The sequence below is a fragment of the Clostridium sp. AM34-9AC genome, from assembly GCF_003480225.1.
Taxonomy (GTDB): Bacteria; Bacillota; Clostridia; order Lachnospirales; family Lachnospiraceae; genus Acetatifactor; species Acetatifactor acetigignens.
Window position 1 is genome coordinate 1 of record NZ_QUIU01000029.1, and the last position, 21,579, is coordinate 21,579.

20 protein-coding genes, 1 tRNA gene and 1 other annotated feature (1 of these 22 only partly in view) are annotated in these 21,579 nt (G+C 49.6%); of the genes, 1 reads left to right on the plus strand and 20 read right to left on the minus strand.

Annotated elements, in window-relative coordinates; translation table 11 throughout:
* Positions 1–44 precede the first annotated feature (44 nt).
* The 7 genes from pgsA to DW835_RS14950 form a co-directional block, all read right to left on the minus strand.
* Complete coding sequence (gene pgsA / locus DW835_RS14920; protein ID WP_117466760.1) at positions 45–599, minus strand: CDP-diacylglycerol--glycerol-3-phosphate 3-phosphatidyltransferase; 555 nt, start codon at positions 597–599, stop codon at positions 45–47.
* Position 600: 1 nt separating this feature from the next.
* Positions 601–1,929 carry a 30S ribosomal protein S12 methylthiotransferase RimO gene (gene rimO, locus DW835_RS14925; protein ID WP_117466752.1) on the minus strand — a complete coding sequence of 443 codons (1,329 nt, stop codon included), beginning with the start codon at positions 1,927–1,929 and terminating at the stop codon, positions 601–603.
* A gap of 5 nt (positions 1,930–1,934) precedes the next feature.
* Positions 1,935–2,147 (minus strand): DNA-directed RNA polymerase subunit omega, encoded by a 213-nt coding sequence (rpoZ, locus tag DW835_RS14930; protein ID WP_347559393.1) that lies wholly within the window; start codon positions 2,145–2,147, stop codon positions 1,935–1,937.
* 28 nt (positions 2,148–2,175) lie between these two features.
* Positions 2,176–2,811, minus strand: a complete 636-nt coding sequence (gene gmk, locus DW835_RS14935) for a guanylate kinase (protein WP_118504000.1) — start codon at positions 2,809–2,811, stop codon at positions 2,176–2,178.
* Positions 2,801–3,079, minus strand: a complete 279-nt coding sequence (locus DW835_RS14940) for a DUF370 domain-containing protein (RefSeq protein ID WP_117466758.1) — start codon at positions 3,077–3,079, stop codon at positions 2,801–2,803. Before DW835_RS14940 ends, gmk begins: the two co-directional genes overlap by 11 nt.
* 17 nt (positions 3,080–3,096) lie before the next feature.
* Positions 3,097–3,975, minus strand: a complete 879-nt coding sequence (locus tag DW835_RS14945; protein ID WP_118504002.1) for a YicC/YloC family endoribonuclease — start codon at positions 3,973–3,975, stop codon at positions 3,097–3,099.
* Between the two features lie 106 nt (positions 3,976–4,081).
* Complete coding sequence (locus tag DW835_RS14950; protein ID WP_117466748.1) at positions 4,082–5,260, minus strand: ATP-binding protein; 1,179 nt, start codon at positions 5,258–5,260, stop codon at positions 4,082–4,084.
* Between the two features lie 161 nt (positions 5,261–5,421).
* Here DW835_RS14950 and DW835_RS14955 point away from each other — a divergent pair, with 161 nt between their 5' ends.
* Complete coding sequence (locus tag DW835_RS14955; protein ID WP_182430327.1) at positions 5,422–5,715, plus strand: cupin domain-containing protein; 294 nt, start codon at positions 5,422–5,424, stop codon at positions 5,713–5,715.
* Between the two features lie 3 nt (positions 5,716–5,718).
* Here DW835_RS14955 and DW835_RS14960 read toward each other — a convergent pair whose 3' ends face one another.
* The 13 genes from DW835_RS14960 to cysE form a co-directional block, all read right to left on the minus strand.
* A complete protein-coding gene (locus DW835_RS14960; RefSeq protein WP_118538396.1) occupies positions 5,719–6,405 on the minus strand; it encodes an HAD family phosphatase in 687 nt (228 codons plus the stop codon).
* A gap of 55 nt (positions 6,406–6,460) precedes the next feature.
* On the minus strand, positions 6,461–9,550 hold the full coding sequence (locus DW835_RS14965) for an AAA family ATPase (RefSeq protein ID WP_118731376.1): 3,090 nt from the start codon (positions 9,548–9,550) through the stop codon (positions 6,461–6,463).
* An 84-nt stretch (positions 9,551–9,634) separates the two neighbouring features.
* Entirely contained in the window at positions 9,635–10,504 is an 870-nt protein-coding gene (locus tag DW835_RS14970) for a hypothetical protein (protein ID WP_118550615.1), read from the minus strand.
* Positions 10,505–10,575: 71 nt separating this feature from the next.
* Positions 10,576–11,823, minus strand: coding sequence for a hypothetical protein (locus tag DW835_RS14975; RefSeq protein WP_118731377.1), 1,248 nt, complete (start codon positions 11,821–11,823; stop codon positions 10,576–10,578).
* 191 nt (positions 11,824–12,014) lie between these two features.
* Positions 12,015–12,087: transfer RNA gene (locus tag DW835_RS14980), tRNA-Thr, on the minus strand.
* Positions 12,088–12,164: 77 nt separating this feature from the next.
* The gene (locus DW835_RS14985; protein ID WP_182427050.1) at positions 12,165–12,800 is read right to left on the minus strand and encodes a TetR/AcrR family transcriptional regulator; all 636 of its coding nucleotides are present in this window, start codon (positions 12,798–12,800) and stop codon (positions 12,165–12,167) included.
* Positions 12,793–15,855: an efflux RND transporter permease subunit gene (locus DW835_RS14990; RefSeq protein WP_118731378.1), complete on the minus strand. Its 3,063-nt coding sequence runs from the start codon at positions 15,853–15,855 to the stop codon at positions 12,793–12,795. The genes DW835_RS14985 and DW835_RS14990 overlap by 8 nt, the downstream gene beginning before the upstream one ends.
* Positions 15,856–15,868: 13 nt before the next feature.
* Positions 15,869–17,260 (minus strand): efflux RND transporter periplasmic adaptor subunit, encoded by a 1,392-nt coding sequence (locus DW835_RS14995; protein ID WP_182430328.1) that lies wholly within the window; start codon positions 17,258–17,260, stop codon positions 15,869–15,871.
* A 236-nt stretch (positions 17,261–17,496) separates the two neighbouring features.
* A complete protein-coding gene (sigH, locus tag DW835_RS15000; protein WP_022312154.1) occupies positions 17,497–18,114 on the minus strand; it encodes an RNA polymerase sporulation sigma factor SigH in 618 nt (205 codons plus the stop codon).
* 27 nt (positions 18,115–18,141) lie between these two features.
* Positions 18,142–18,885 (minus strand): 23S rRNA (guanosine(2251)-2'-O)-methyltransferase RlmB, encoded by a 744-nt coding sequence (gene rlmB / locus DW835_RS15005; RefSeq protein WP_118538386.1) that lies wholly within the window; start codon positions 18,883–18,885, stop codon positions 18,142–18,144.
* Positions 18,886–18,912: 27 nt separating this feature from the next.
* A complete protein-coding gene (locus tag DW835_RS15010) occupies positions 18,913–19,353 on the minus strand; it encodes a ribonuclease III domain-containing protein (protein ID WP_022312152.1) in 441 nt (146 codons plus the stop codon).
* Positions 19,338–20,747 carry a cysteine--tRNA ligase gene (cysS, locus tag DW835_RS15015; RefSeq protein WP_118731394.1) on the minus strand — a complete coding sequence of 470 codons (1,410 nt, stop codon included), beginning with the start codon at positions 20,745–20,747 and terminating at the stop codon, positions 19,338–19,340. The genes DW835_RS15010 and cysS overlap by 16 nt, the downstream gene beginning before the upstream one ends.
* Positions 20,748–20,749: 2 nt before the next feature.
* Positions 20,750–21,469 (minus strand): serine O-acetyltransferase, encoded by a 720-nt coding sequence (cysE, locus tag DW835_RS15020; protein ID WP_347559396.1) that lies wholly within the window; start codon positions 21,467–21,469, stop codon positions 20,750–20,752.
* Between the two features lie 45 nt (positions 21,470–21,514).
* Positions 21,515–21,579: a binding site (T-box leader), on the minus strand (it continues 175 nt past the right edge of the window).

Here is a 21,579-nt window from a genome sequence, read left to right on the forward strand (position 1 = left end):
CGGGAGTTCGTGGATTTTGCCAATGTATTTAACTAACTTTCTATTTACTTCGTATCCTTCATAACATCTTTGTTCTTCACGAGATAATCGATCAGAGATACTACGGTGAGGATCAGTGCGATCCACATAATAATATCGGTGAGGATCTGTAACTGCGGGAAGTTGGCGATCATCAGACAGATCATAACCATCTGGAAGGTGGTCTTGAACTTGCCCCAGTAGCTTGCGGCGATGACTACACCGTTGTCGGAAGCGATCAGGCGGAAACCGCTGATGATGAACTCTCTGGCAATAATGATGATGACCACCCAGGAAGGGATGCGGTTCATCTCGATCAGTGCGATCATGGCGGAACATACTAACAGCTTATCCGCCAGCGGATCCATGAACTTTCCGAAATCTGTGATCAGATTGTATTTTCTGGCGATCTTACCGTCGATCAGATCCGTCAGACTGGCGATGATGAAGATAGCCAACGCGATCATATCCGTCACGAAGGTATTATCGCCGAACCATCCGGCCTGGCCTCCCAGCAACAGGATAATAAACGGCACGATCAGGATCACACGGAAAATAGTCAGCTTGTTAGGCAGATTCATCTTACTCATGGTATATCTCTCCTATCAGATCATATTCATTGGAATCGGTGACCAGAACCTTGACAAAATCTCCGGTCATCAGATTCGCTGAAGTATTTACAAACAGATAGCCATCCACATTAGGGGCATCTCTGTAGGTTCTTGCGACATAGGTCTCTTCGTCCGCTACCTTGCCCTCGATCATTACAGTCAGGATACGACCTACCATATCCTCCGCTTTGTCAAAAGCGATGGCCTGCTGCAGTTCCATCAGTTCATCCCTGCGAAATTCCTTGACCTCCTGCGGCACCTGATCTTCCATGGTGGCTGCGGGAGTATCTTCCTCCTGGGAATAAGGGAATACGCCCAGACGATCGAATTCCATCTCGTTAACAAAGCGATACAGTTCCTCGAAATCCTCCTGAGTCTCTCCGGGGAATCCGCTGATCAGAGTCGTTCTCAAACAGATATCGGGAATCTTCTCCCGAAGCTTACCGATGATAGCACGAAGTTCTGCCTGGTCGGTACGTCTTCCCATGCGCTTTAACACATTGTCGGAAGCATGCTGAATGGGAATATCCAGATAGTTGCAGACCTTGGGTTCTGCTGCAATAGCATCGATCAACTCATCCGTGATCTCCTCCGGATAACAGTATAAAATACGGATCCAATAGATACCGGGGATCTGTGCCAGCTCATGTAAAAGTCTGGGCAGTTCCTTTTTACCGTACAGATCCATACCGTACAGCGTGGTCTCCTGTGCTACCAGGATCAGCTCCCGTACGCCCTTGTCCGCCAACTCTGTGGCTTCTTTTAACAGACTCTCCTTGGGAACGCTGCGGTAATTGCCTCTGACCTTCGGAATAATGCAGTAGGTACAGTGTTTGTCACAGCCCTCTGCAATTTTCAGATACGCAAAATGTCCGCCTGTAGTGACAACACGGTTGGTCTCTGTCACAGGGGCGGCATTGATATCTTCATAATGATTCTGTTTCTGGCCTGCAAGGATTTCCTCCAGGGCAGCTACGATCTCATCAATAGCAGTGGTTCCGATAATGGCGTCCACCTGCGGGATCTCCTTCTGGATTTCCTCACGGTAACGCTGTGCCAGACAACCTGCTGCGATCAGTGCTTTGACCTGTCCGCTGTCCTTCAGTTCTCCCATCTGCAGTAATGTATTGATGCTTTCTTCCTTGGCATCACCGATAAAGCAGCAGGTGTTTACTACTACTACATCTGCCTCTGCTTCATCGTCCGTGAAGGTATAACCTTTTTCCTGGAGCATGCCAAGCATCTTCTCGGAATCGACAAGATTCTTGTCACAGCCCAGGGATACAAACAATATCTTCATGCGTCTTATGCTTCCTCATCATCACCAAGGATTTTAATCTTACCCTGATTCAGCTCTTCTACTGCGATAGACAGAGGCTTATCCACCTTGGCAGTTACCAGAGGCTCGTCACCTGCGATGATCTGTCTTGCTCTCTTGGCAGTTGCCATAACGATAGAATAACGGCTGTTGACTACAGGTGCTTCACCGGGTTCTACCTCGCTGTTTACTACTTTCATTAAATCGGTATAAGAGGGATGTAACATTTTATTTTGCTCCTTTCGCGAAACCTTTCAGTTCCTCTCTGATCTCTTTGATAAATTCTCTACGACGGGACGGTTCATTTTTCGCCGCTTCCACAAACTTCTGTACTTCTGCGGCACACACATCCAGATCATCGTTCACTACTATATAATCATAGGCATCCATGCCTTCTGATTCCTCATAAGCCCGGGACAGTCTCTGTGCAATGACATCTGCTGTCTCGGTTCCTCTGCCCACCAGTCTCTTCTGCAGTTCTTCTGCACTGGGAGGGGTAACAAACAGTAACAGGCTCTCCGGGAACTGCTCTTTGATCTTCATGGCTCCCTGGATCTCGATCTCTAAGATCACATCCCTGCCTGCCTGCATCTGCTCTTCCACATATGCTTTCGGTGTTCCGTAATAATTGCCGCAATACTGAGCATACTCGATAAATCCGTTTTTTGCAATATTTTCTTCAAATTGTTCTCTGGTACGGAAGAAATATTCTCTTCCGTCCTCCTCGCCTTCTCTGGGCTGTCTGGTAGTCATGGAAATGGACAACGCATAATTGTCATATTCCGATAACAGCTTTTTCACCAGTGTTCCTTTGCCGGCTCCGGAGAATCCGGAGATCACCATCAATATTCCCTTATTCTGCATCTTCTCTGTCCTCTTTTTCCTCTTCCGGCCACAGCGCCTGTGCTCTTCCCGCGATTGTCTCGGGAAGCAGTGCCGACAGAACGACCTGACTGTTCTCCATGACCAGTACCGCTTTCGTCTTCCGTCCCTGTGTGGCGTCGATTGCCTGTCCGGTCTCCTTGGCCTTCTGCACCAGTCGTTTGATAGGTGCGGCCTCCGGGCTGACGATGGCGATGATCTTATCCGTATTTACAATATTGCCAAATCCTATATGGATCAATCGGTTCATGGTATCACCTTTCGTGGCTATTCAATATTTTGTATTTGTTCACGAACCTTTTCGATCTCGGTCTTGAGCTCAATCGCACAGTTGGAGATCTCCAGATCGTTGGACTTGGACAGGATGGTGTTGGCTTCGCGGTTCATCTCCTGTGCCAGAAAATCCAGCTTTCTTCCGATACTGCCACCGGCCATCAGCGTACTCTTCGTGGTCTCGATATGGCTGCGCAGTCTCACCAGTTCCTCATCTACGCATACCTTATCTGCGAAGATCGTCACCTCGGTCAGAAGTCTTCCTTCATCTACAGTAGTATCGCCCAGCAGTTCCTTCACACGGTCTTCCAGCTTCTGACGGTATTCAGCAATGATCTGGGGAGAACGTTCCGTAATGAAATCCACCAGCTTCAGCATGCCATCCAGCTTGCTAATTAAGTCATCTCTTAAATGCTCGCCCTCGGTGATCCTGGTCTGTACAAACATCTCGCAGGCACCCTTCAGGGCTCTCTGCAGTTCTTTCCACAGTTCTTCCTCATCGATGTCCTGTTCTTCCATCACAAATACATCCGGATACTTGGACAAAGTGGACACTCGGATATCGCAGTCTAAGTCAAAATCACTGGCCATCTGCTTCAGGTATCCCAGATACTCCGCCGCCAGTTCCTTGTTGTAACGGACATTGGATGTGTTCTCGGAAAAATCCTCGTAGGTAATGAACAGATCTACTTTACCTCTGGAAATATAATTCTTCAGTTCACTGCGGATCGCAGATTCAAAGAAATTCAACTTCTTCGGCATTTTGATGTTCACATCAAGGTAGCGATGATTCACAGACTTCATCTCTACGGTAAACTTTCTGTTATTCTCGGCAGTTTCACATCTGCCAAATCCCGTCATACTCTTGATCATAGCTTCTCCTGTTGTAAGGGCGTGTAATGCCTTCCGCAATTTACGGTTTTCATTCTATTATAGAATAAATATGCCCTTTCCGTCAAGTGCAGGTGCCCTATTTACACTATTTCCACTCGTCGTAATGCTCCAGAAAATGATGCTTCACACCATCCTCTTTGTAGGCGATGATCGTACGTAAGTTTACATTCTCCACACTCTTGAAAATATTCCCCTCGATAAAAGGGTTAGTCTGTTTCAGCGAAGCGATCAGGTTCTTAATCTCCATACGCTTGGAGGGACTGCTGCCATCGGTACGGCAAGTGGTACAAGTGTCAGTGAACCGGCAGGCACACTGAATAAAATGCAGATCATTGTAATCTCTCCAGTGCTTGATGTCATCCTCCCTGATCAGGTACATAGGGCGGATCAGCTCCATGCCCTCGAAATTCGTACTGTGAAGCTTCGGCATCATGGTCTGTACCTGTCCACCGTACAGCATTCCCATCAGGATCGTCTCGATGACGTCATCGTAATGATGTCCCAGAGCGATCTTGTTGCAGCCCAGCTCTTTCGCATGACTGTACAGATAGCCTCTGCGCATTCTCGCACACAGATAGCAGGGGGAATCCTCTATGTCATACACCGCATCAAATATCTGGGATTCAAAAATGGTGATGGGAATATCCATCAGCTTCGCATTGTTCTCAATGATCTTACGGTTTGCCTCGCTGTAGCCGGGATCCATCACTAAAAATACCAGTTCAAAGGGGAACTTGTTATGGCGTTTCAGCTCCTGGAACAGTTTTGCCATCAGCATGGAATCTTTACCGCCGGAAATGCATACAGCGATCTTGTCGTTTTCCTGAATCATATCGTATTCGTTGATAGCTTTGGCAAACCGGGAAAACAGGACTTTGTGGAACTTTTTGCGGATGCTCTTCTCAATTTCCCTTGCCCGTTCATTTTCCTTTTCTCCGGGCTGTTCCTTCTGCATCAGGTTCAGCAGCCATCCGGTATAGCCGCCCTGTAAGCTGTAGGCCTCCATTCCCTGTTCTCTGAAATACTCTGCGGACACCTTACTGTTCTGTCCACGGCTGCAATACAAAATTACTTTTTTATCCCCTGCTGCCGCCGCCAGTCTGTCTATAAGTTCACATTCGGGGATTGCAATGGCTCCGGGAATCATTCCATAGTTTACTGCTTCATCCCCTCTGGTATCCACCAGGATGTATCGGTCAAGGTCCCGGGACTGTAGTTCTTCCCATGTGATCTCAATGGGCTGTATTGTCTCTTTTTCTTCCATTTTTATATTCCTTTACTCTGCCAGAACAGGCAGTCTATTGTTTTTCCTCTCTCAGTCTGCTACACTGTTATTAAAAATATGGTAACTGAATCGTTACATTACATCCATAGAAAGGCACACAAATGATTCCTTATACTACTTTAGATTCCATTATAGCTCAAATGCCCGAACGCACCGGGCACACTCTGTTAGATGAAGACCAGGGGTGTGTAAAAGGGTGTCGTATGGGCGTATCCCTCTATCGCAACACAGAATATCACATGCCGCAAAAGCATGACGATCAGGAAGGCTTCTTCGTATTGGACGGAAAAGGATATGCTCTCATCGATGGCGAAGAAATCCCTCTGCTGCCCGGTACCGCCTTTATGGTACCTGCTCACACAGATCATGTGATCAGACGGGATCCCTCCTGTGACTGCTGTAAGGTACTGTGGTTCCATGCCGCAGCAGAATGATCCTCAGTCCCCACATACCGCCAGAAGCTCCGGAAGCTGTGTCTGAAGTTCGGTCAGGCTGTCACACTTTTTATCTACTATGGTAAGAATCTCTTCTGTAGGTGGCAGTTGGTCCGGCACCATGACCGTAAATAATCCCGCAGCATGCGCAGACCGGATTCCATTAAAAGAATCTTCCACCGCCATTGCCTGCTCTGGCTTTACGCCCATTTCTTCACAAGCCTTCACGTAAATATCCGGTGCGGGCTTTCCGTGATCCACCATGTCCCCGCAGACAATTTTCTGAAAATATCCAGTGATGCCCGCTCTGTTCAGATGCTCCATGACAGCCGCCTTTCTCGTAGAGGAAGCCAGTGCCACCGGAACTTCGTTCTCCTTCAGATATTCCAGGATCTCATGCACGCCCGGCTTCTCGGGAAGGCCTTCCCGTTCTTCCTTTTTCTGAAATCTCCGGCTGCAATCCTCATGCAATTCTTCAAAAGACACATCGATGCCCTGCTCTGCTTTCGCTGCCTCGAACACTTCCTTCGTGCCCTGCAGTGTCCTTCCGATACAGGCTTTGGAAATCTCGTCCACATTTTTAAGGCCCCTGGGCTCCGCCGCTTCTCTCCAGCACTCCATATACATCCTCTCGGTATCAAAGAGGACACCGTCCATATCAAATATCACTGCGGTTATTGTTGTCTTCATAATTCTCCTCACATCCAGAGCACCATCAGATTGTTACCCATACCGATGATCCCCATCATTTTGCGCGTAAATAGTAATCGATGATATCTGTCTCTTCCATGGAAATATAAGTTCCGTACATGGCTATGTTGCAGCACAATACCCTGCTTCCCGCAGGGAAGATCATCTCATATCCTTTAGACGAAGCCAGCCCCGGATATCTGTCATCCGCCCTTCCGTAGGAAAAATAAGCAGCGGAATTACCTATCTTCAAAGGTTTCGGTGCCCCAATCCCTCCGGCAATCAGAGCCTCGTCCTTTTTCCATTCAAAAAAGCTCCAGTTCTTTTTCTCTCCGAGTTGCCTTGGTTCTCTGCTTCGTTCCGTCAGCAGAATCTTACCCTGTGTATTTAAAAATGTCAATGCTCCCGTCTTTTTATCCACACGGATCTGGGCATATCCCGCTGTAATTTCCACCAGGGAAGGATTCTCCCGCACCGTGCATCTGAGGTCTCCTGCTGCCGTCACCGCCGCTTTCGGGAATTCACGACACTGCCCTTTGGCAAAACAAATCCGGAACATATCCACCGCAAGGGGTGTGATCCGCAAGGTTCCGTAGCTACTCAAAAGATCCACATAGCCCTTGCCCTTCATGACCATGCGCACAGCGCAGTCGATCCTGGAATGTCCGGCGGGCATCAGTGTTTTGGCATCCGGCATATCGCCGTACTCGCCGTTATTTTCTACCATCCGCGGCTCCTGTCTGCCGGTTGCTCTGCCAGCATTGCCGTTTCCTGCCCCGTATACTTTCGCAGGTGACGGCTGTCCCGTCCGCCTCGATTCAGGTCCCCCTGACTTTCCTGCTTTCTTCGGTGTAGCGCCGTCTGTTGTCCCCTGACTGTTTCTTGTCACGATGATCTTCTTTGGGCCGTAACGCTCTCTGGCCACACGTTCCTTTTCCGCTTCCTGTGCCCTCTGTCTGTAGATCTCTTCTTTTGTCTTCTCCGACTCTGCCTGTTTTACCACCGTTTTCACCGGCTTCTTCTGGGCATCTGCGGCAAGGCGCATTCTCTGCTTCTGCTCCGGGGATACCGGATCTGCGATCAGTCCGGTGAGTTTCCCCCGGTACAGCACCGTCAGTTCATGCAGGGCTCGGGTGGCTGCCACGTACAGCTGCTTCACATACCCGTCTTCCACCGGGTAATCTTCCTCCGAAGCGTTGAAGATCAGTACTGCATCGAATTCCAGACCTTTGGTGTATTTTAACGGAAGTACCATGACGCCCTCGCCGATCTCCCATTTTCCCGCATCTCCGGTATTCAGGTCCACGCTGCCCTGTAAGGCTGCTGTTACTTTTTCCGCCTCCGCTTCGTCAATGCAGACTACGGCAATGGTATCCAGCCCCTTGCTCTGCCATGCTTTGATGATCTGCTCCGCCTGTGTCACCTGCTCTGTAAAATCCACACATTTTTTCACCGTGACCGGTTCCCCATGACGTATGATGGGCTCCACCGGATAGACCGGAAAGCTTCCGTGATACAGAATGTCCGTGGCAAACTCCGAGATTTCCACCGTGTTACGGTAGCTTTTCTGCAAAATGCCGAAATAATCAAACTCTCCAGGCAGCATCAATTTCCGCAGTTCCGTCCAGTCGTTGAGACCGTAGCGGTCGGAAATATTCTGGGCCACATCTCCCATGATCGTATAGGTACATTTGCTCAGACAATATTTTAAAGACGCATAGGCCATCATGCCGAAATCCTGGGCTTCATCAATGACCACATGCCCCGCCTCCCGGATCACCGTGTCCTCCTTGATGCGCTTGTAGAGGTAGGCCATGGCCGCCAGATCATAGACATCGTAGCCACCTTCCGGCACCTCGACCGTGAAATCTTTCTCCTGCTCTTCCTTCAGGAACTGTTCGTAGAGTTCCGCCACAGAGCCCTTCCATTCCCTTTTTCCGAAATAGGTCTCATAATAATGCTTGAGCTTCTGCTTTTCCGGCTGGGTATAGGAATAATATTTTCCGCTCAGCTCATTTTCCAGCCGTGCCATCAGATAATCCGTCAGTCTGCTGATTTTGTCCGCCCGGGACAGATCCTTTGTCTCTTTCAATAAGCGTGCAATGGTGGCCCGGTCCAGCAGCACTTTGCCAGTCTTTTCGATCACCACGTCCTCTCTGGGTATCGCGCGGTATTCGTAACGCAGGCAGAAATTCTCCAGCTCCTTAAACCAGCCAAGAGTTCCCTTCACCGCCGGGGTCACACCTTTTACCACCGGCTTGATCTGCCAGGACTTGTCCCAGTCCTCGTACAAAAGCCTTACGAACAACTGCTCCATGGTCATCTGGGAGACCCCGTAAACATTCAGTTCCGGCAGCACTCCCGTTATATAGTTTAAGAGCACCTGATTGCTTCCCACAATATAAAAATCTTCCGGTGCAAACTCCTGATCGTAGTTGTACAGGATGTAGGAAATACGGTGCATGGCCACTGTGGTCTTGCCGGAGCCCGCCGCTCCCTGTACGATCATGTTGTGCTGGGGCTTTTTGCGGATGACTTCGTTCTGCTCCTGCTGGATTGTGGCAATGATCTCGCCCAGCACCGCCTTTTTGTTCCGCGCCAGATATTTTGTCAGCAGTTCATCGTTGGCCACCACATCCGAATCGTAGAAGTCCTTCAGCTCATCATTTTCGATCTCATAGGTGCGCTTCCGCGACAGGGTGATGTCGTATTTTCCCTCCCCCTTTACGGAATAAGAGACATCCCCCAGAGCGGCATCGTAATATACGCTGGCAATGGGTGCTCTCCAGTCGATGACCTCCGGTTCTGCCGGGTTATCCGCAATGACACTTCTGCCGATATAGTAGACCTCGTCTTTTTTCAGTTTTTTGTCCCGGAAATCAATTCTGCCAAAGTAGGGCTTTTTCCTCGCCTGTTCCGCCCGGCGCAGATCCTGATTCACGAACTTGAAGCGGGCATCCGCATTGTGCCACAGGGTCTGGGCTTCCTTGTCGTTCTCGTCGAATTCCTCCTGCATGGCATGCAGTTCTTCCGCCAGAGCCTGTACACTCTGCCTGTTGGCATCCACCTTGCGCTGTGCGATCTCTAACGTATGCTGTAATCTTTTTTCCTCATCCTGCCTCGTAATGCCGGGTAAACTGCTCATATTCTCTCCTGTTCAAAACCATAAAAAAGAAAAAGCAAAGGAAGCCTGTCGAAGACTTCCTTTGTATGTATTCTAAATCACATTTTACCAGTCAGAGCCCCAGTCATCGTATCCTGAGTCCCAACTGTCATTGGAATCCCATCCGGAATCCCAGCTGTCATCATCCCAGCTATCGTTATTATCATCGCTGTACTCATAAGGAGTGTAATAGGACGAATCCTCAAAATCCTCATATTCCGCATCGCTGTCATAGCTGTAGGAATCATAGTAACTCTCGTAATCGCTTTCCATCCAGGATTCATCCGGTGCATAGCGCCAGGAATCATTCTCCCATTCGTACCAGTTCCCATGATAATAGTAATAGTTCTGATCCTCATAGGTGTAATAGCCGTTATCCGGTCTGTTGTCAATCTGCCAGATAGAATAGGCGCCTGTAAAAATCGCCACCAGAGACAATGCTGCCATGATCAGGCAGAAAATTGTCAGAACCGTTTTTTCTATCTTTTTGCTCCGGGCTCTTTTCTTATTATAGGCGGTGTAATCTTTGGTTGGGCGGCTGGCAGGTGCCGCAGCTTTCGGCTGCTGGTGTGCTTTCTGCACTACCACTCTTTCCTTCATCTTCTGGTAAAGTTCGTTGACCGCATAGGCTTCATCGGTTCCCTTGTAACGTACTGCCCGGGTACCGTCCTCTTTATTCTTATAGACTACGAAGGTGCCATCGGTCTCATCCTTGTAAATACCGAAGGCTTTCGCGCCCTTGTAATCCTCTCCGATAAAGGTCCGCATGTCCTCCAGCGGAAGGTTCATCTCCTTTGCCCAGGCTTTCAGTTCCTCGATTGTCTGTGGTACACCGTTGGCATGGCGGTTGTAATTGTTGTTGACACCGCCACAGTTCGGGCAGACCTGATCAAAATCGTTGATCCAGCTGCCGCACCAGTCGCATTTTATCTTCACGTTCCCCTCCTGAAAATACACGTTGCAATAGTTTCTGTTTTATTGTACCACGTTCTGCACCTGCTGCCAACCTAGGAAATTGCCAAAAGAATGCGGCTCTCCCTGAGGGTCTTGCTCTGGTCGTAATCATACTCTATGGTCTGGATACTGACATCCGGAAAACGGGCATGCAGCCGCTGCAAAATTCCCCGCTCGCAGACATGGCTGACCAGACATCCGAAGGGATGCAGGATCAGCACACTGCCACAGCCTTTTTCCACATATTGTATCACCTCTGCGGCAATCAGCCAGCCGTCTCCGGTATTGCAGCCCTCCGCCAGAATCCCCTGCACTTTCTCCTTCAGTTCCGGGAACGGCAGATCCGTCTGGAACCGGTCTGTCTCCCCGATCACCGTAAGCAGATGTTTTTGTGCCTCACACAACCGGTGGAGCACAAAGGCACAGGCTTTCGCCATGATGGGATTGTGCTGGTACTTTTCTGCCTTATACCGCTCTGTATCCACCAAATACAGACAGTAGTTGACGAAACCACCACTGTAAGGCTCCATTCCCTGCCGGAGCAGAAAACTTTCGATATCGTCATTTCCCAGTTTCGAATATTTCATATAGATCTCACCGGTGATGCCAACTCTCTTTTTCTTCCCGGGTTTCACCGGTACCTTCGAAAATACTTCGCAGGCATACCGGTAATTCTTCTCTCTGGTGTGCCGTCCGTTCCTGTGTCTCCGAATGCTCTCGCACAGTTTCTTTTCCACCTGACTGCGGATGCGGTCCGTCTCTCCCGGATTCTGTTCGTAGGGCTTCACCTGCTGGTACAGGCACATGATCAGATCGCCATAGCATGCGGCAGCAATCCCACCGGACAACAGTGACGGAGTAATGTGAAAGCCTGTATGTTTTTCTTCCCCCATGAGGTTCAGGGAGATTACGGGAATCTGGGCATACTCCAGCTGTCCCTGCTCTGCCATGCGGTACAGCACTCTCTGGAGCAGATTGTAGATATTTCCGGCCCTGCAGGCACCGCCCGCCTGGGGCTCCATGAAGGTGATCTCCTCCGGATCCCGTTCCCCGCTTTCCAGATATTCCAGGAACTGTGCAAGGATCAATACCGTCGGATAACAATAGTCGCTACTGATATAGCGAAGTGCCAGAGTGCGGTCCTTCACCGGGTTCTTTAAAGTCTCGAAGGAATACCCCTCCGCCCGGAATGCCGCCTCCAAAAATACATTCGTGTACTCCAGCATCTCGCACAGCAGGATCGTACGGGTCTTCTTGTCATGACGTGTGAAATTTTTACATACTCTGTGCAGTTCCTCCATACGTTTTCCTCATCTGACCGGGTTAGTTTGTGTCCGAACATAAATTTACTATTTTATATTGTAAGCTGAATCGTTGGCCCGTGCAAGTGTACATCTGATTTATTCTGGTTGTCTACCATCGTCTGTAAACTTTCAGGCACACAAAAAAAGTGGAAACCTTGTATTTTCAAGGTTTCCACGCTTTTCAAAAGAGCTGCTGACGGGAATCGGACCCGTGACCTCCGCACTACCAATGCGACGCTCTACCGACTGAGCCACAGCAGCATCACGTGACTGCTAACGCAATCACCATGTTACATTCTATCAAAGGTATCTCACTTTGTCAATAGAATTATTTTAAATTATATATTTTTTTTGCACAATTCATTCATTATGCTTTCGGTGACCAGTCTGCGCATCTCTTCTGGGGGCATATCATTACCGATATGGTGGCACTGGTACATCAGATAGGAAATCATCCGAGCTAACAGCGCGTTGGTAATATAAGACAGCGGAATGTCCTCCCGCAGTTCTCCTTTCGCCCGTGCACTGTCTATGATCTGGCGGACCAAAAGATCCACCGGCCCGTTTTCCTTCTGTTCCGCTATCCGTTGTCGCAGAAGATTTCCCTCCTTGGAATGATCCGTCAGCAGATGCAGAAACGCCATGATGGCATCCACACACTGGGAATGTTCTTCCACCAACAAAAGCATTCTGTGGATCTGGGTCTCCAGATCCGGACAGGTCTGAATCTGATGGGAAGCCTGCTCCGTTACTGTACGGATTTCATACAACAGGGCACAGACAATGATCTCTTCCTTGGAATCAAAATATTCATAAGCAGTTCCCTTGCCAATGCCCGCCAGCCCGGTGATCATGGACACGCTCATTTCCGAGATATCCTTGTCCTCCCGCAAAAGTGTGCTGACTGCCCGGTACATGGCGGTCACCTTGGGAGGCACCTGGTTCGGTGCCTCCAATCCGGTTATTTTACTCATTTTCCGCATCCCCCGTTTTTCCAGATCTTTGAGATTTTGCCAGCTTCTTAGCCGCTCTTCTCTCCTGTCTGCCCCGCTTATCGAAGATCAGATAGAAGGTCGGGATCAGGATCAGGGTCAGGATCGTGGAAGCCGTCAGACCGCCGATGATAACCAGTGCCATTCCCTGCATCATGACACCGTTATCGCCCAGTCCCAGTCCCATGGGGATCATGGACAGGATCGTTGTCAATGTCGTCATCAGGATAGGACGCAGACGGGTACTTCCGGAAGCCACCAGCGCATCCTCAGTGGACATTCCCTCTTCCCGCAGCATATTTGCGGAATCCACGAACAGAATACCGTTATTTACCACAATACCCATCAACATCAGAAATCCCATCAGGGATACCATACTAATGGTACTTTGCGTAATGAACAACAGCAGGAAGGATCCGATCAGTGCAAAAGGAATACACATCATGACCATGAAGGAGAATCTGGGGGATTCAAACTGCATTGCCATCACCAGGAATACCAGGAATGTAGCTACCAGAATTGCCTGCAACAATGCCTGGAACTCATCGTTCATCATTCCCGTCATCATACTGTCTGCCGGGGTTACAGAATCCGGGAATACCGTGTGATCCACCAGATCGTTGATAGCATTCTGGGCATCAAATATCTTCTCGGAGGTCATAGTGGACGTCACGCTGACCTGATACAGACCGTCCTGCTTCATGATGGTCTCCTGACTCTGTGCATAATTGATCTCTGCAATATCTCTTAACGGTACCACGGTGCCAAAAGAAGTATCCAGTCCCAGATCCATCAGCAGGTTCAGATCATCATAGCTTCCTTCCGGATATTCCAGCCATACCGCATACTCCGAACCATCATTGGTGATTGTCAGCGGATTCATACCGCTTAATACGTTATGTATGGTCATGCCGACCTGAATGGGTGTCAGCCCGTACTGCATTGCCTTCAGAGGATCTACCACTACCTTGGCCAACGTCGTAGAGTTGGCCAGAGAGTTTTCTGTCTTTACGACACCGTCAATCTTCTCGATCTCTGCCTGCAGGTCTTCTGCGGCCTGTGCCAGTTCTGCCCTGTCACTGCCCTGTAAATCGATCTCATAGCTGCTGGTGCTCATCATGGAGCTCATACTGCTGCCGGAAGATGTTACCGTAACATCCATATCCGTCATACCGGCTGCAATCTCATTCCATTTATCTACTACCTGTGCTGTAGTCAGAGTTCTCTTCTTGATGAGATCTGCAGTAAGGGTTGCACTGGAGCCGCTGATGGATACGGAATAGAATTCCACATCCGGTTCCTCTTCAGCGATCTGTTCCCACAGCTTCAGTGCTTCATCCTCTTTTTCCAGAGTAGTACCGGAACGGAAATTCACCGTAACCGCCACGACTCCTTCATCCGCTGCAGGAATCAGCTCCATGTCCAGCGTTCCTGCCAGCAGAACCGTGCCGATCATCAGAGCCACAGCCACACCAACGACGGTCCTTCTGCGCTTCATCAGCTTCCGCAGGATCTTCTGATACCATGTGGTAAATTTCTTCAACAGCTTATCGATGGGCAGGTTTTCTTTTTCCTTCGGTTTAAATACTGTGTAGAACAACGGTACCAGCATCATAGCTGCGATCAGGGATGCCAGCATGGCAAATACAATGGTGAATCCCAGCTGCTCAAACATCTGTCCGGACAGACCCTTCATAGTGGCCAGCGGCAGATATACCACGATGGTGGTAATGGTGGAAGCGATAATAGAAGCCATCACTTCCTTCGTTCCCTCTAAGGCTGCCTGTTTCAGATCCGGCGTACTCTTCTGTCTTCTGAAACAACTCTCGATTACGACGATGGAAGAGTCTACCATCATACCGATGGCAATGACCAGAGAGCCCAGTGTTACGATGTTCATGGAGAATCCCATCATACTCATAAGGATCAGGGTCAGGAACAGGGAAATGGGCATGGAGGCTCCGACGATCAGACTGGCTTTGAAATCGCCAAAGAATAGGAACAGCACCGCCATGGTCAATACGACACCCAATAACAGGGTCTCGGCTACACTGGTCAGGGAGCTGATAATGGAGGAACTGGCATCATAAGTAACTTCAAATTCGATGGCCGGGTTCTCCGCCTGGATCTGTTGTAATTTTTCCTTCACATCCTTGCAGGCATTTACCGTACCGGCACTACTTTTGTTCTTAATGCCGATGCTGACATTGTCCTGTCCGTTGTAACGGCTGATACTGGAAGCATCCTTGGATGCTGTGGTAACATTTGCAATATCCTGTAAGGTAATGACCTGTCCTTTGGTGGTCATCAGGGGTACTTCCCGCAGCTTCTGTACCGTATTGTACTCCATGGACGTCGCCACGCTGATGTCCTGACTGCCCTGGGTCACGCTGCCTGCAGGATAAGTAAAGTCTACGGTTCCCAGCATCTGTGCCACACTGGACATGGTCAGACCGTACTGCTTCATCAGGGTCTCATTGAGTTCTACTTTGATATAATCCTCGGAACCACCGGTGACGGATACCTGTGCCACGCTGGACAGAGATTCCAGTTCCGGTACCACGGATTCATTGACTACTTTTAACAGATCCACATCGCCGACTTCCACTGCGGAGATCGTCATGACATCCATACTGTTCATGTTCATCTCAATGATGGTAGGCTGATCCACGTCATCCGGCAGACTTAACTTCGCCGTCTCCATGGCCGCACGGAGATCGTTGTGACATTCATCAATATCCACACCGTATTCATAGGTAAACAACACCATACAATAATTTTCAAAGGAATAAGAATTCACGGAATCCACACCGCTCAGAGTGGAACCGGAATCTTCAATAACGGATGCCACGAGTTCATCCACGCTCTCCGGGTCTGCACCGGGATAAGTAGCCATGACGATGAGCATAGGCATCTCAATGTCGGGAGTCAGTTCCATCTTGAATCCGAAAATGGAGCTGATGCCGAATACTGCCAGTGCCAGGATCACCAGAAAACAGGATACCGGTCTTTTCAGAGCTAGCTTTGTCAAATTCATTCTGCTGCCTCCCCTACTCTTCTGCCTTCACCGGTGCGGTGACTTCCACACCGTTCATCAGCTTGGGAGACCAGCTGGTGATCACGGTATCTCCGGGCTGTATTCCCTCAGTAACAGAAATCTGTGTATCATCAAACAGATCTGTGGTCACATAGGTCTTCACGGCCTTGCCGTCCACACTTAAGTATACATAAGAACCGGTATTATCATAGTACACTGCATCATAAGGGATCAGCACCGCACTGTCGTTCGTATGATAGGTATCGGTAGTCAGCTTCACGGATACACCGCTGGGCAGATCGCTGCCATTGGCATTTACCGCTGCCTTGATCTGGAACAGGCCGGTCTGCTGATTCACTGCCACACCGATTTCGGTGATGCTGCCGGCGTAGCTGGTGGTTCCCCGCTCCACGGTCACTTCCTGCCCCATGGTCAGTGTATTTTTCACAGCTTCGCTGACCTGAAAAGTCACGGTCATCATATTTTCATTGGCAATGGTATACGCAGGATTGCTGCTTCCGGCAATGCCGTTGACTTCCACTCCCTTGCTCTGGATCGTACCGGAGATGGGAGCCTTGACAGTGTAGTAGGATAATGCCAGTTCCGCACTTTCCACGCCCACATTTGCCAGCTGTTCACTGGTGGACAGCTGCTTCTTCGTATCCTCCAGTGCCTGTCCCTGGGACAATGCCTGGGAACGATCCACAATATTCATGCTGCTCTTTGCTGCATTGTAAGCGGATTCCGCCTGCTGTAATCCAGCCACCAGAGAATTTCTGCTGGACTCCAGCTGTTTCTTCGTTCCTTTCAGTGTCTCGATCTGCGTCTTCATCTGCACAACACTTGACGCATTTCCGCCGCTCACACTGGATGACGCTGCTTTTATGGCATTCTCCAGCTGTGTAATATTTGCATTGCATGCGTCGATCTGATCTGAAAGATCATCATAGTTCTGGTCATAGGCATTTTTCGCCTGGACATACGCGATCTGTGCCTGATCATACCCGGACTGTGCCTGCACTCTGCTGCTATCCATCTGGATATTGGCGGATTCCTGCTGGGTGGTCAGGGCACTGTCTGCCTGCTGCCTTACATTGGCCGCACTGAGCTGTGCCTGTTCTAACTGCAGTTTTGCTGCAGAGTCATCGATTTTGAACAAAACATCCCCGGCATTGACCTGATCTCCCACCTCAAAATAAGTATCCGTCACTGTACCGGAAGCAAAGGGAATGACATAGACCATCTCCTGGGGAGAAACCGTTCCCACAAAGCTGTTCTGCAAGGTCAGTTTTCCGGTCTGGGCCTGCTTCATATCCACGACTACCGCAGAAGTCTCCACAGCATCCTGTGCCCCATTGCTGCCGCAGCCTCCGAGCAACAGACTGCCTCCCATCAACAACGCCATTCCGACGCTGCAATTTCTTTTCCATGTATTGTGCATGATCTTTTCGCCTTTCTGAATAGTTATGAATATGTATTTGCTTTATTAACCGACCGGCCGGTCGGTCAGCATTTGCAGTATACTCCTATGCCAGGTTTTAAGTCAATATTCCAACTCTGCAGATTCTATTAAAAAACTATAAAAAACACATTCCTGAAAAATTTTTTCAAGAATGTGTTCTCTTCTCTCATTATTTTGCATCACACCAGTCTCCGGATTTTGCTCTTCAGACGCTGTAAGGCATTGTCCGTAGACTTTTCGTCTCTTCCCAGCACCTTGGCGATCTGGGTATAGCTCATTCCCGTCAGGTACAAATCCAGCACCTGTTTTTCAAAGCTGCTGAGTTCTGTCTCAATAGCTCTCTCCAGATCTTCCACCCGCTCCTTGTCCAGGAACAGTTCCTCCGGACTCATCTGGGTTCTGGCCGCCAGAGCCTCAATAAGATTTTTCTCCTCATTGTCCGTGCCCTCGCTGCTTCGCTCATACAGAGATACATAGCTGTTGAGCGGTGAGTGCTTCAGGCGCTTGGAAGCCTGCACTGCCGTGTACATCTGTCTGCTGATACACAGATCTGCAAAGGTATAAAAGCTGGCATCTCTGCCGCAGTCATAATCCCGCACTGCCTTGAACAGCCCGATCATCCCTTCCTGGATCAGATCTTCGCTGTCTCCGCCCAGAATATACATGGATTTTGCCTTGCTTCGCACCAGATTTTTATACTTGTCGCAGATGTAATCCATCACCTGTCTGTCACCTTCCCGCAGCTGGTCGATGAGTTCTTCATCCGTCATCTCTTCATATTTGAAATGCTCTGCCATGCTTTCCCCTTTTTTTCCACTCCTATATTACGCCTGTAATCTCTGACGCACGATCTCATAAGCCAGTACGCCTGCTGCCACGGAAGCATTGAGGGAATCGATATCCCCCTTCATGGGAATGGATGCCACCATATCGCATTTTTCCTTCACCAGACGTCCTACGCCCTCGCCCTCGTTACCGATGACCAGACCGATCGGGCCTTTCAGATTCAGATCATACATGGTGGTGCCTCCCATATCCGCACACACGAACCACAGACCGTCCTTTTTCAATTCTTCAATGGTCTTGGCCAGATTCGTCACCTTGGCTACCGGCGTATAATTCAATGCTCCGGCGGAAGTCCTTGCCACCGTCGCGGTCAGTCCCGCCGCACGGTTCTTCGGAATGATGACTCCGTGGGCTCCGGCCAGATTGGCGGTACGGATGATGGCTCCCAGATTGTGGGGATCCTCAATGTTATCCAACAGGAAAATAAAAGGCGGTTCCCCTTTTTTTCTTGCGCCTTCCAGAATATCATCCACCTCCGCGTATTCATAAGCTGCCGCATAGGCAATGACTCCCTGATGCTTTCCGGTCTCGGATAACTGGTCCAGACGCTCCTTGGTCACATATTTTACTAATGTATCATGCTTTTTTGCTTCTCTTTTAATGGTCATCATGGGGCCATCCTGACAGCCATCCAGAATGAATAACTTGTCAATGGGTTTGCCCGCACGATAGGCCTCGATCACGGCATTTCTGCCTTCTATGGTAAATTCCTGATATCCCATGTTTGTCCTTTCTATTGTGAATTTTTATTACAGTTCCATGCCTGCCAGACGGATGCCGTCTTTGATCAACTGCAACATCCGGTCGATCTGTCCCGTCAGGTACAGATAGCCCATCAATGCTTCAAAACCGGTAGCTCTGCGGTAATCTGCCACGGAAGCGTTTTTCGCGGTGGTGTATGATTTGGCGTTGCGTCCTCTGCGGTACACCGCTTCCTCTTCCTCCGTCAGTTCCGGAAGCAGTGCCTCGATCATGGCAGACTGCGCCGGTGCCTTTACATAACGTGTCGTCTTTTTATGCAGATCATTGGCGGAACGGTTAGCTCTCTCCACCACCACGCTGCGGATCACCAGCTCATAAATCCCGTCTCCGATATAGGCCAGGGTCAGCGGAGAATACGCCCGGACATCCTGTCCTTCGCAGGCAAATGCTTCCTTTATTTTCGTAAGAAGGGTTATGCTCTCTTCCATTTTACACCCTCTCTGGTATCTTCCAGCACAATGCCTTTGGCTAACAGCTCGTCACGGATCTCGTCGGCTCTTGCGAAATTCTTCGCCTTTCTGGCTGCCTGACGCTCTTCAATCAGTGCCTCGATATCGCTGTCCAACATTTCCGCTTTCTTGTCTACGATCAGCCCACAGATATCGGACAGAGTCACGATTTCCTGTTTCAGAGCCTCCAGAAATGCCTTGCTGCTATCTGCTTTCGCATTGGAGTTGACGAATTTTACCAGCTCGAAGATAGCTGCCAGCGCATCCGCAGTGTTGAAATCATCGTCCATAGCTTCATCGAATTTGGTCTCAAAGCCCTGTGCCTCGGTAACTAACCGCTTCTCTTCTTCGGACATTTCGGCATCTGCTGCCTTTTCCAGCAGGAACTTCAGGTTATCCACGCTGGTAACGATTCTCTCGTAGCCGTTCTTTGCTGCTTCCATCAGATCGGCACTGAAATTCAGCGGGCTTCTGTAATGTGCGGACAGCATGAAGAAACGAAGTACCTGCAGATCATATTTTTCGGAGATCTCACGAACAGTAAAGAAGTTGCCCAGAGACTTGGACATCTTGCGGTTGTCAATGTTCAGGAAGGCATTGTGCATCCAGTATCTTGCAAAAGGCTTGTCATTGGCTGCCTCGGACTGTGCGATCTCATTCTCGTGATGAGGGAAGATCAGATCTTCGCCACCGGCATGAATATCTATCTCCTCACCCAGATAACGCTTACTCATAACAGAGCACTCGATGTGCCAGCCGGGACGGCCCTGACACCAGCAGGAATCCCAGTAAGGCTCGCCTTCTTTCTTCGGCTTCCACAATACGAAATCCAGGGGATCTTCCTTCTGATCTTCACCGGAGACTAACAGGGAACGGTTACCGCCCTGCAGATCGTCCAGGTTCTTGTGAGACAACTTGCCGTAGTCCTTGAAGCTTCTGGTCCGGAAATATACCGTACCATCCGCTGCGGGATACGCATGCCCCTTGTCGATCAGAGTCTGGATCATATCCAGCATGCCGCCGATCTCCTCGGTAGCCTTAGGGTTCTTGGTAGCGGGCTTGATATTCATTCCCTCCATGTCTTTTTTGCACTCTGCGATATAGCGCTCGGAGATCACGCTGGGCTCCACACCCTCTTCATTGGCCTTCTTGATGATCTTGTCATCCACGTCTGTGAAGTTGGATACATAGTTTACTTCGTAACCCTTGTATTCCATGTAACGGCGCACCGTATCAAATACGATCATGGGGCGGGCATTGCCGATGTGGATCAGGTTGTATACGGTAGGTCCGCAGACATACATTTTTACCTTTCCCGGCTCCAGGGGCTTAAATTCTTCTTTTCTCTTGCTTAAAGTGTTGTAGATTTGAATACTCATGATTTATCCTTTCCTGTCTTAACTGTATTATCAGTTTTCGCTTCTTCGCTCATTACCACCAGCCTGCGCAGCTGCTTTAATTCATCTTCCATTTCCAGTACCCGGTTGGTCAGTTCGGAATTCTCACGCTGCAATACCGTGATATCCTCCCGCACCGGATCAGGGAGGTCTGTCTGGTTCATGGTCTCCTGGGGGAGACTTGCGTTGTTGCGCTTCACCACGCGTCCCGGCACACCTACCACCGTAGATCCGGGCGGCACTTCGCTTAAGACCACGCTTCCGGCACCGATCTTCGAATTATCTCCGATGGTGAAGGACCCCAGGACTTTCGCTCCCGCACTGATCATGACGTTGTTGCCAATGGTGGGGTGACGCTTACCGTGCTCCTTGCCGGTACCGCCCAGGGTCACGCCCTGATACATTGTCACATTGTCGCCGATAATGGTGGTCTCACCGATGATGACACCGTTACCGTGATCGATGAAAAATCCTTTGCCGATCTGTGCACCGGGATGGATCTCGATGCCGGTCTTGCGCACGCCCCGCTGGGAGATATACCGCGCCCAGAAATAATGTCCGCTCAGATACAGCTTATGCGCCAGTCTGTAATGGAGCATGACCTTGAAACTGGGATACAAAAGAACCTCCATGGAGGAATGGATCGCCGGATCGCGTTCCTTGATAATACGGACTTCTTCTTTTAAATTTTTGATGATGCCCATGTTCTCACCTCGAAAAAAATACCGCGAACAAACTCTTCTCTTAGAGACGAATTTATCCGCGGTTCCACTCTACTTAAGGGACGATGCCCTTCACTCCGGCGCCT

Excerpts from the sequence above, each read along its gene's own strand:
- pgsA (WP_117466760.1), bottom strand. The coding sequence starts at position 599 with ATGAATCTGCCTAACAAGCTGACTATTTTCCGTGTGATCCTGATCGTG.
- rimO (WP_117466752.1), bottom strand. The coding sequence starts at position 1,929 with ATGAAGATATTGTTTGTATCCCTGGGCTGTGACAAGAATCTTGTCGAT.
- rpoZ (WP_347559393.1), bottom strand. The coding sequence starts at position 2,147 with ATGAAAGTAGTAAACAGCGAGGTAGAACCCGGTGAAGCACCTGTAGTC.
- gmk (WP_118504000.1), bottom strand. The coding sequence starts at position 2,811 with ATGCAGAATAAGGGAATATTGATGGTGATCTCCGGATTCTCCGGAGCC.
- DW835_RS14940 (WP_117466758.1), bottom strand. The coding sequence starts at position 3,079 with ATGAACCGATTGATCCATATAGGATTTGGCAATATTGTAAATACGGAT.
- DW835_RS14945 (WP_118504002.1), bottom strand. The coding sequence starts at position 3,975 with ATGATCAAGAGTATGACGGGATTTGGCAGATGTGAAACTGCCGAGAAT.
- DW835_RS14950 (WP_117466748.1), bottom strand. The coding sequence starts at position 5,260 with ATGGAAGAAAAAGAGACAATACAGCCCATTGAGATCACATGGGAAGAA.
- DW835_RS14955 (WP_182430327.1), top strand. The coding sequence starts at position 5,422 with ATGCCCGAACGCACCGGGCACACTCTGTTAGATGAAGACCAGGGGTGT.
- DW835_RS14960 (WP_118538396.1), bottom strand. The coding sequence starts at position 6,405 with ATGAAGACAACAATAACCGCAGTGATATTTGATATGGACGGTGTCCTC.
- DW835_RS14965 (WP_118731376.1), bottom strand. The coding sequence starts at position 9,550 with ATGAGCAGTTTACCCGGCATTACGAGGCAGGATGAGGAAAAAAGATTA.
- DW835_RS14975 (WP_118731377.1), bottom strand. The coding sequence starts at position 11,823 with ATGGAGGAACTGCACAGAGTATGTAAAAATTTCACACGTCATGACAAG.
- DW835_RS14985 (WP_182427050.1), bottom strand. The coding sequence starts at position 12,800 with ATGAGTAAAATAACCGGATTGGAGGCACCGAACCAGGTGCCTCCCAAG.
- DW835_RS14990 (WP_118731378.1), bottom strand. The coding sequence starts at position 15,855 with ATGAATTTGACAAAGCTAGCTCTGAAAAGACCGGTATCCTGTTTTCTG.
- DW835_RS14995 (WP_182430328.1), bottom strand. The coding sequence starts at position 17,260 with ATGGCGTTGTTGATGGGAGGCAGTCTGTTGCTCGGAGGCTGCGGCAGC.
- sigH (WP_022312154.1), bottom strand. The coding sequence starts at position 18,114 with ATGGCAGAGCATTTCAAATATGAAGAGATGACGGATGAAGAACTCATC.
- rlmB (WP_118538386.1), bottom strand. The coding sequence starts at position 18,885 with ATGGGATATCAGGAATTTACCATAGAAGGCAGAAATGCCGTGATCGAG.
- DW835_RS15010 (WP_022312152.1), bottom strand. The coding sequence starts at position 19,353 with ATGGAAGAGAGCATAACCCTTCTTACGAAAATAAAGGAAGCATTTGCC.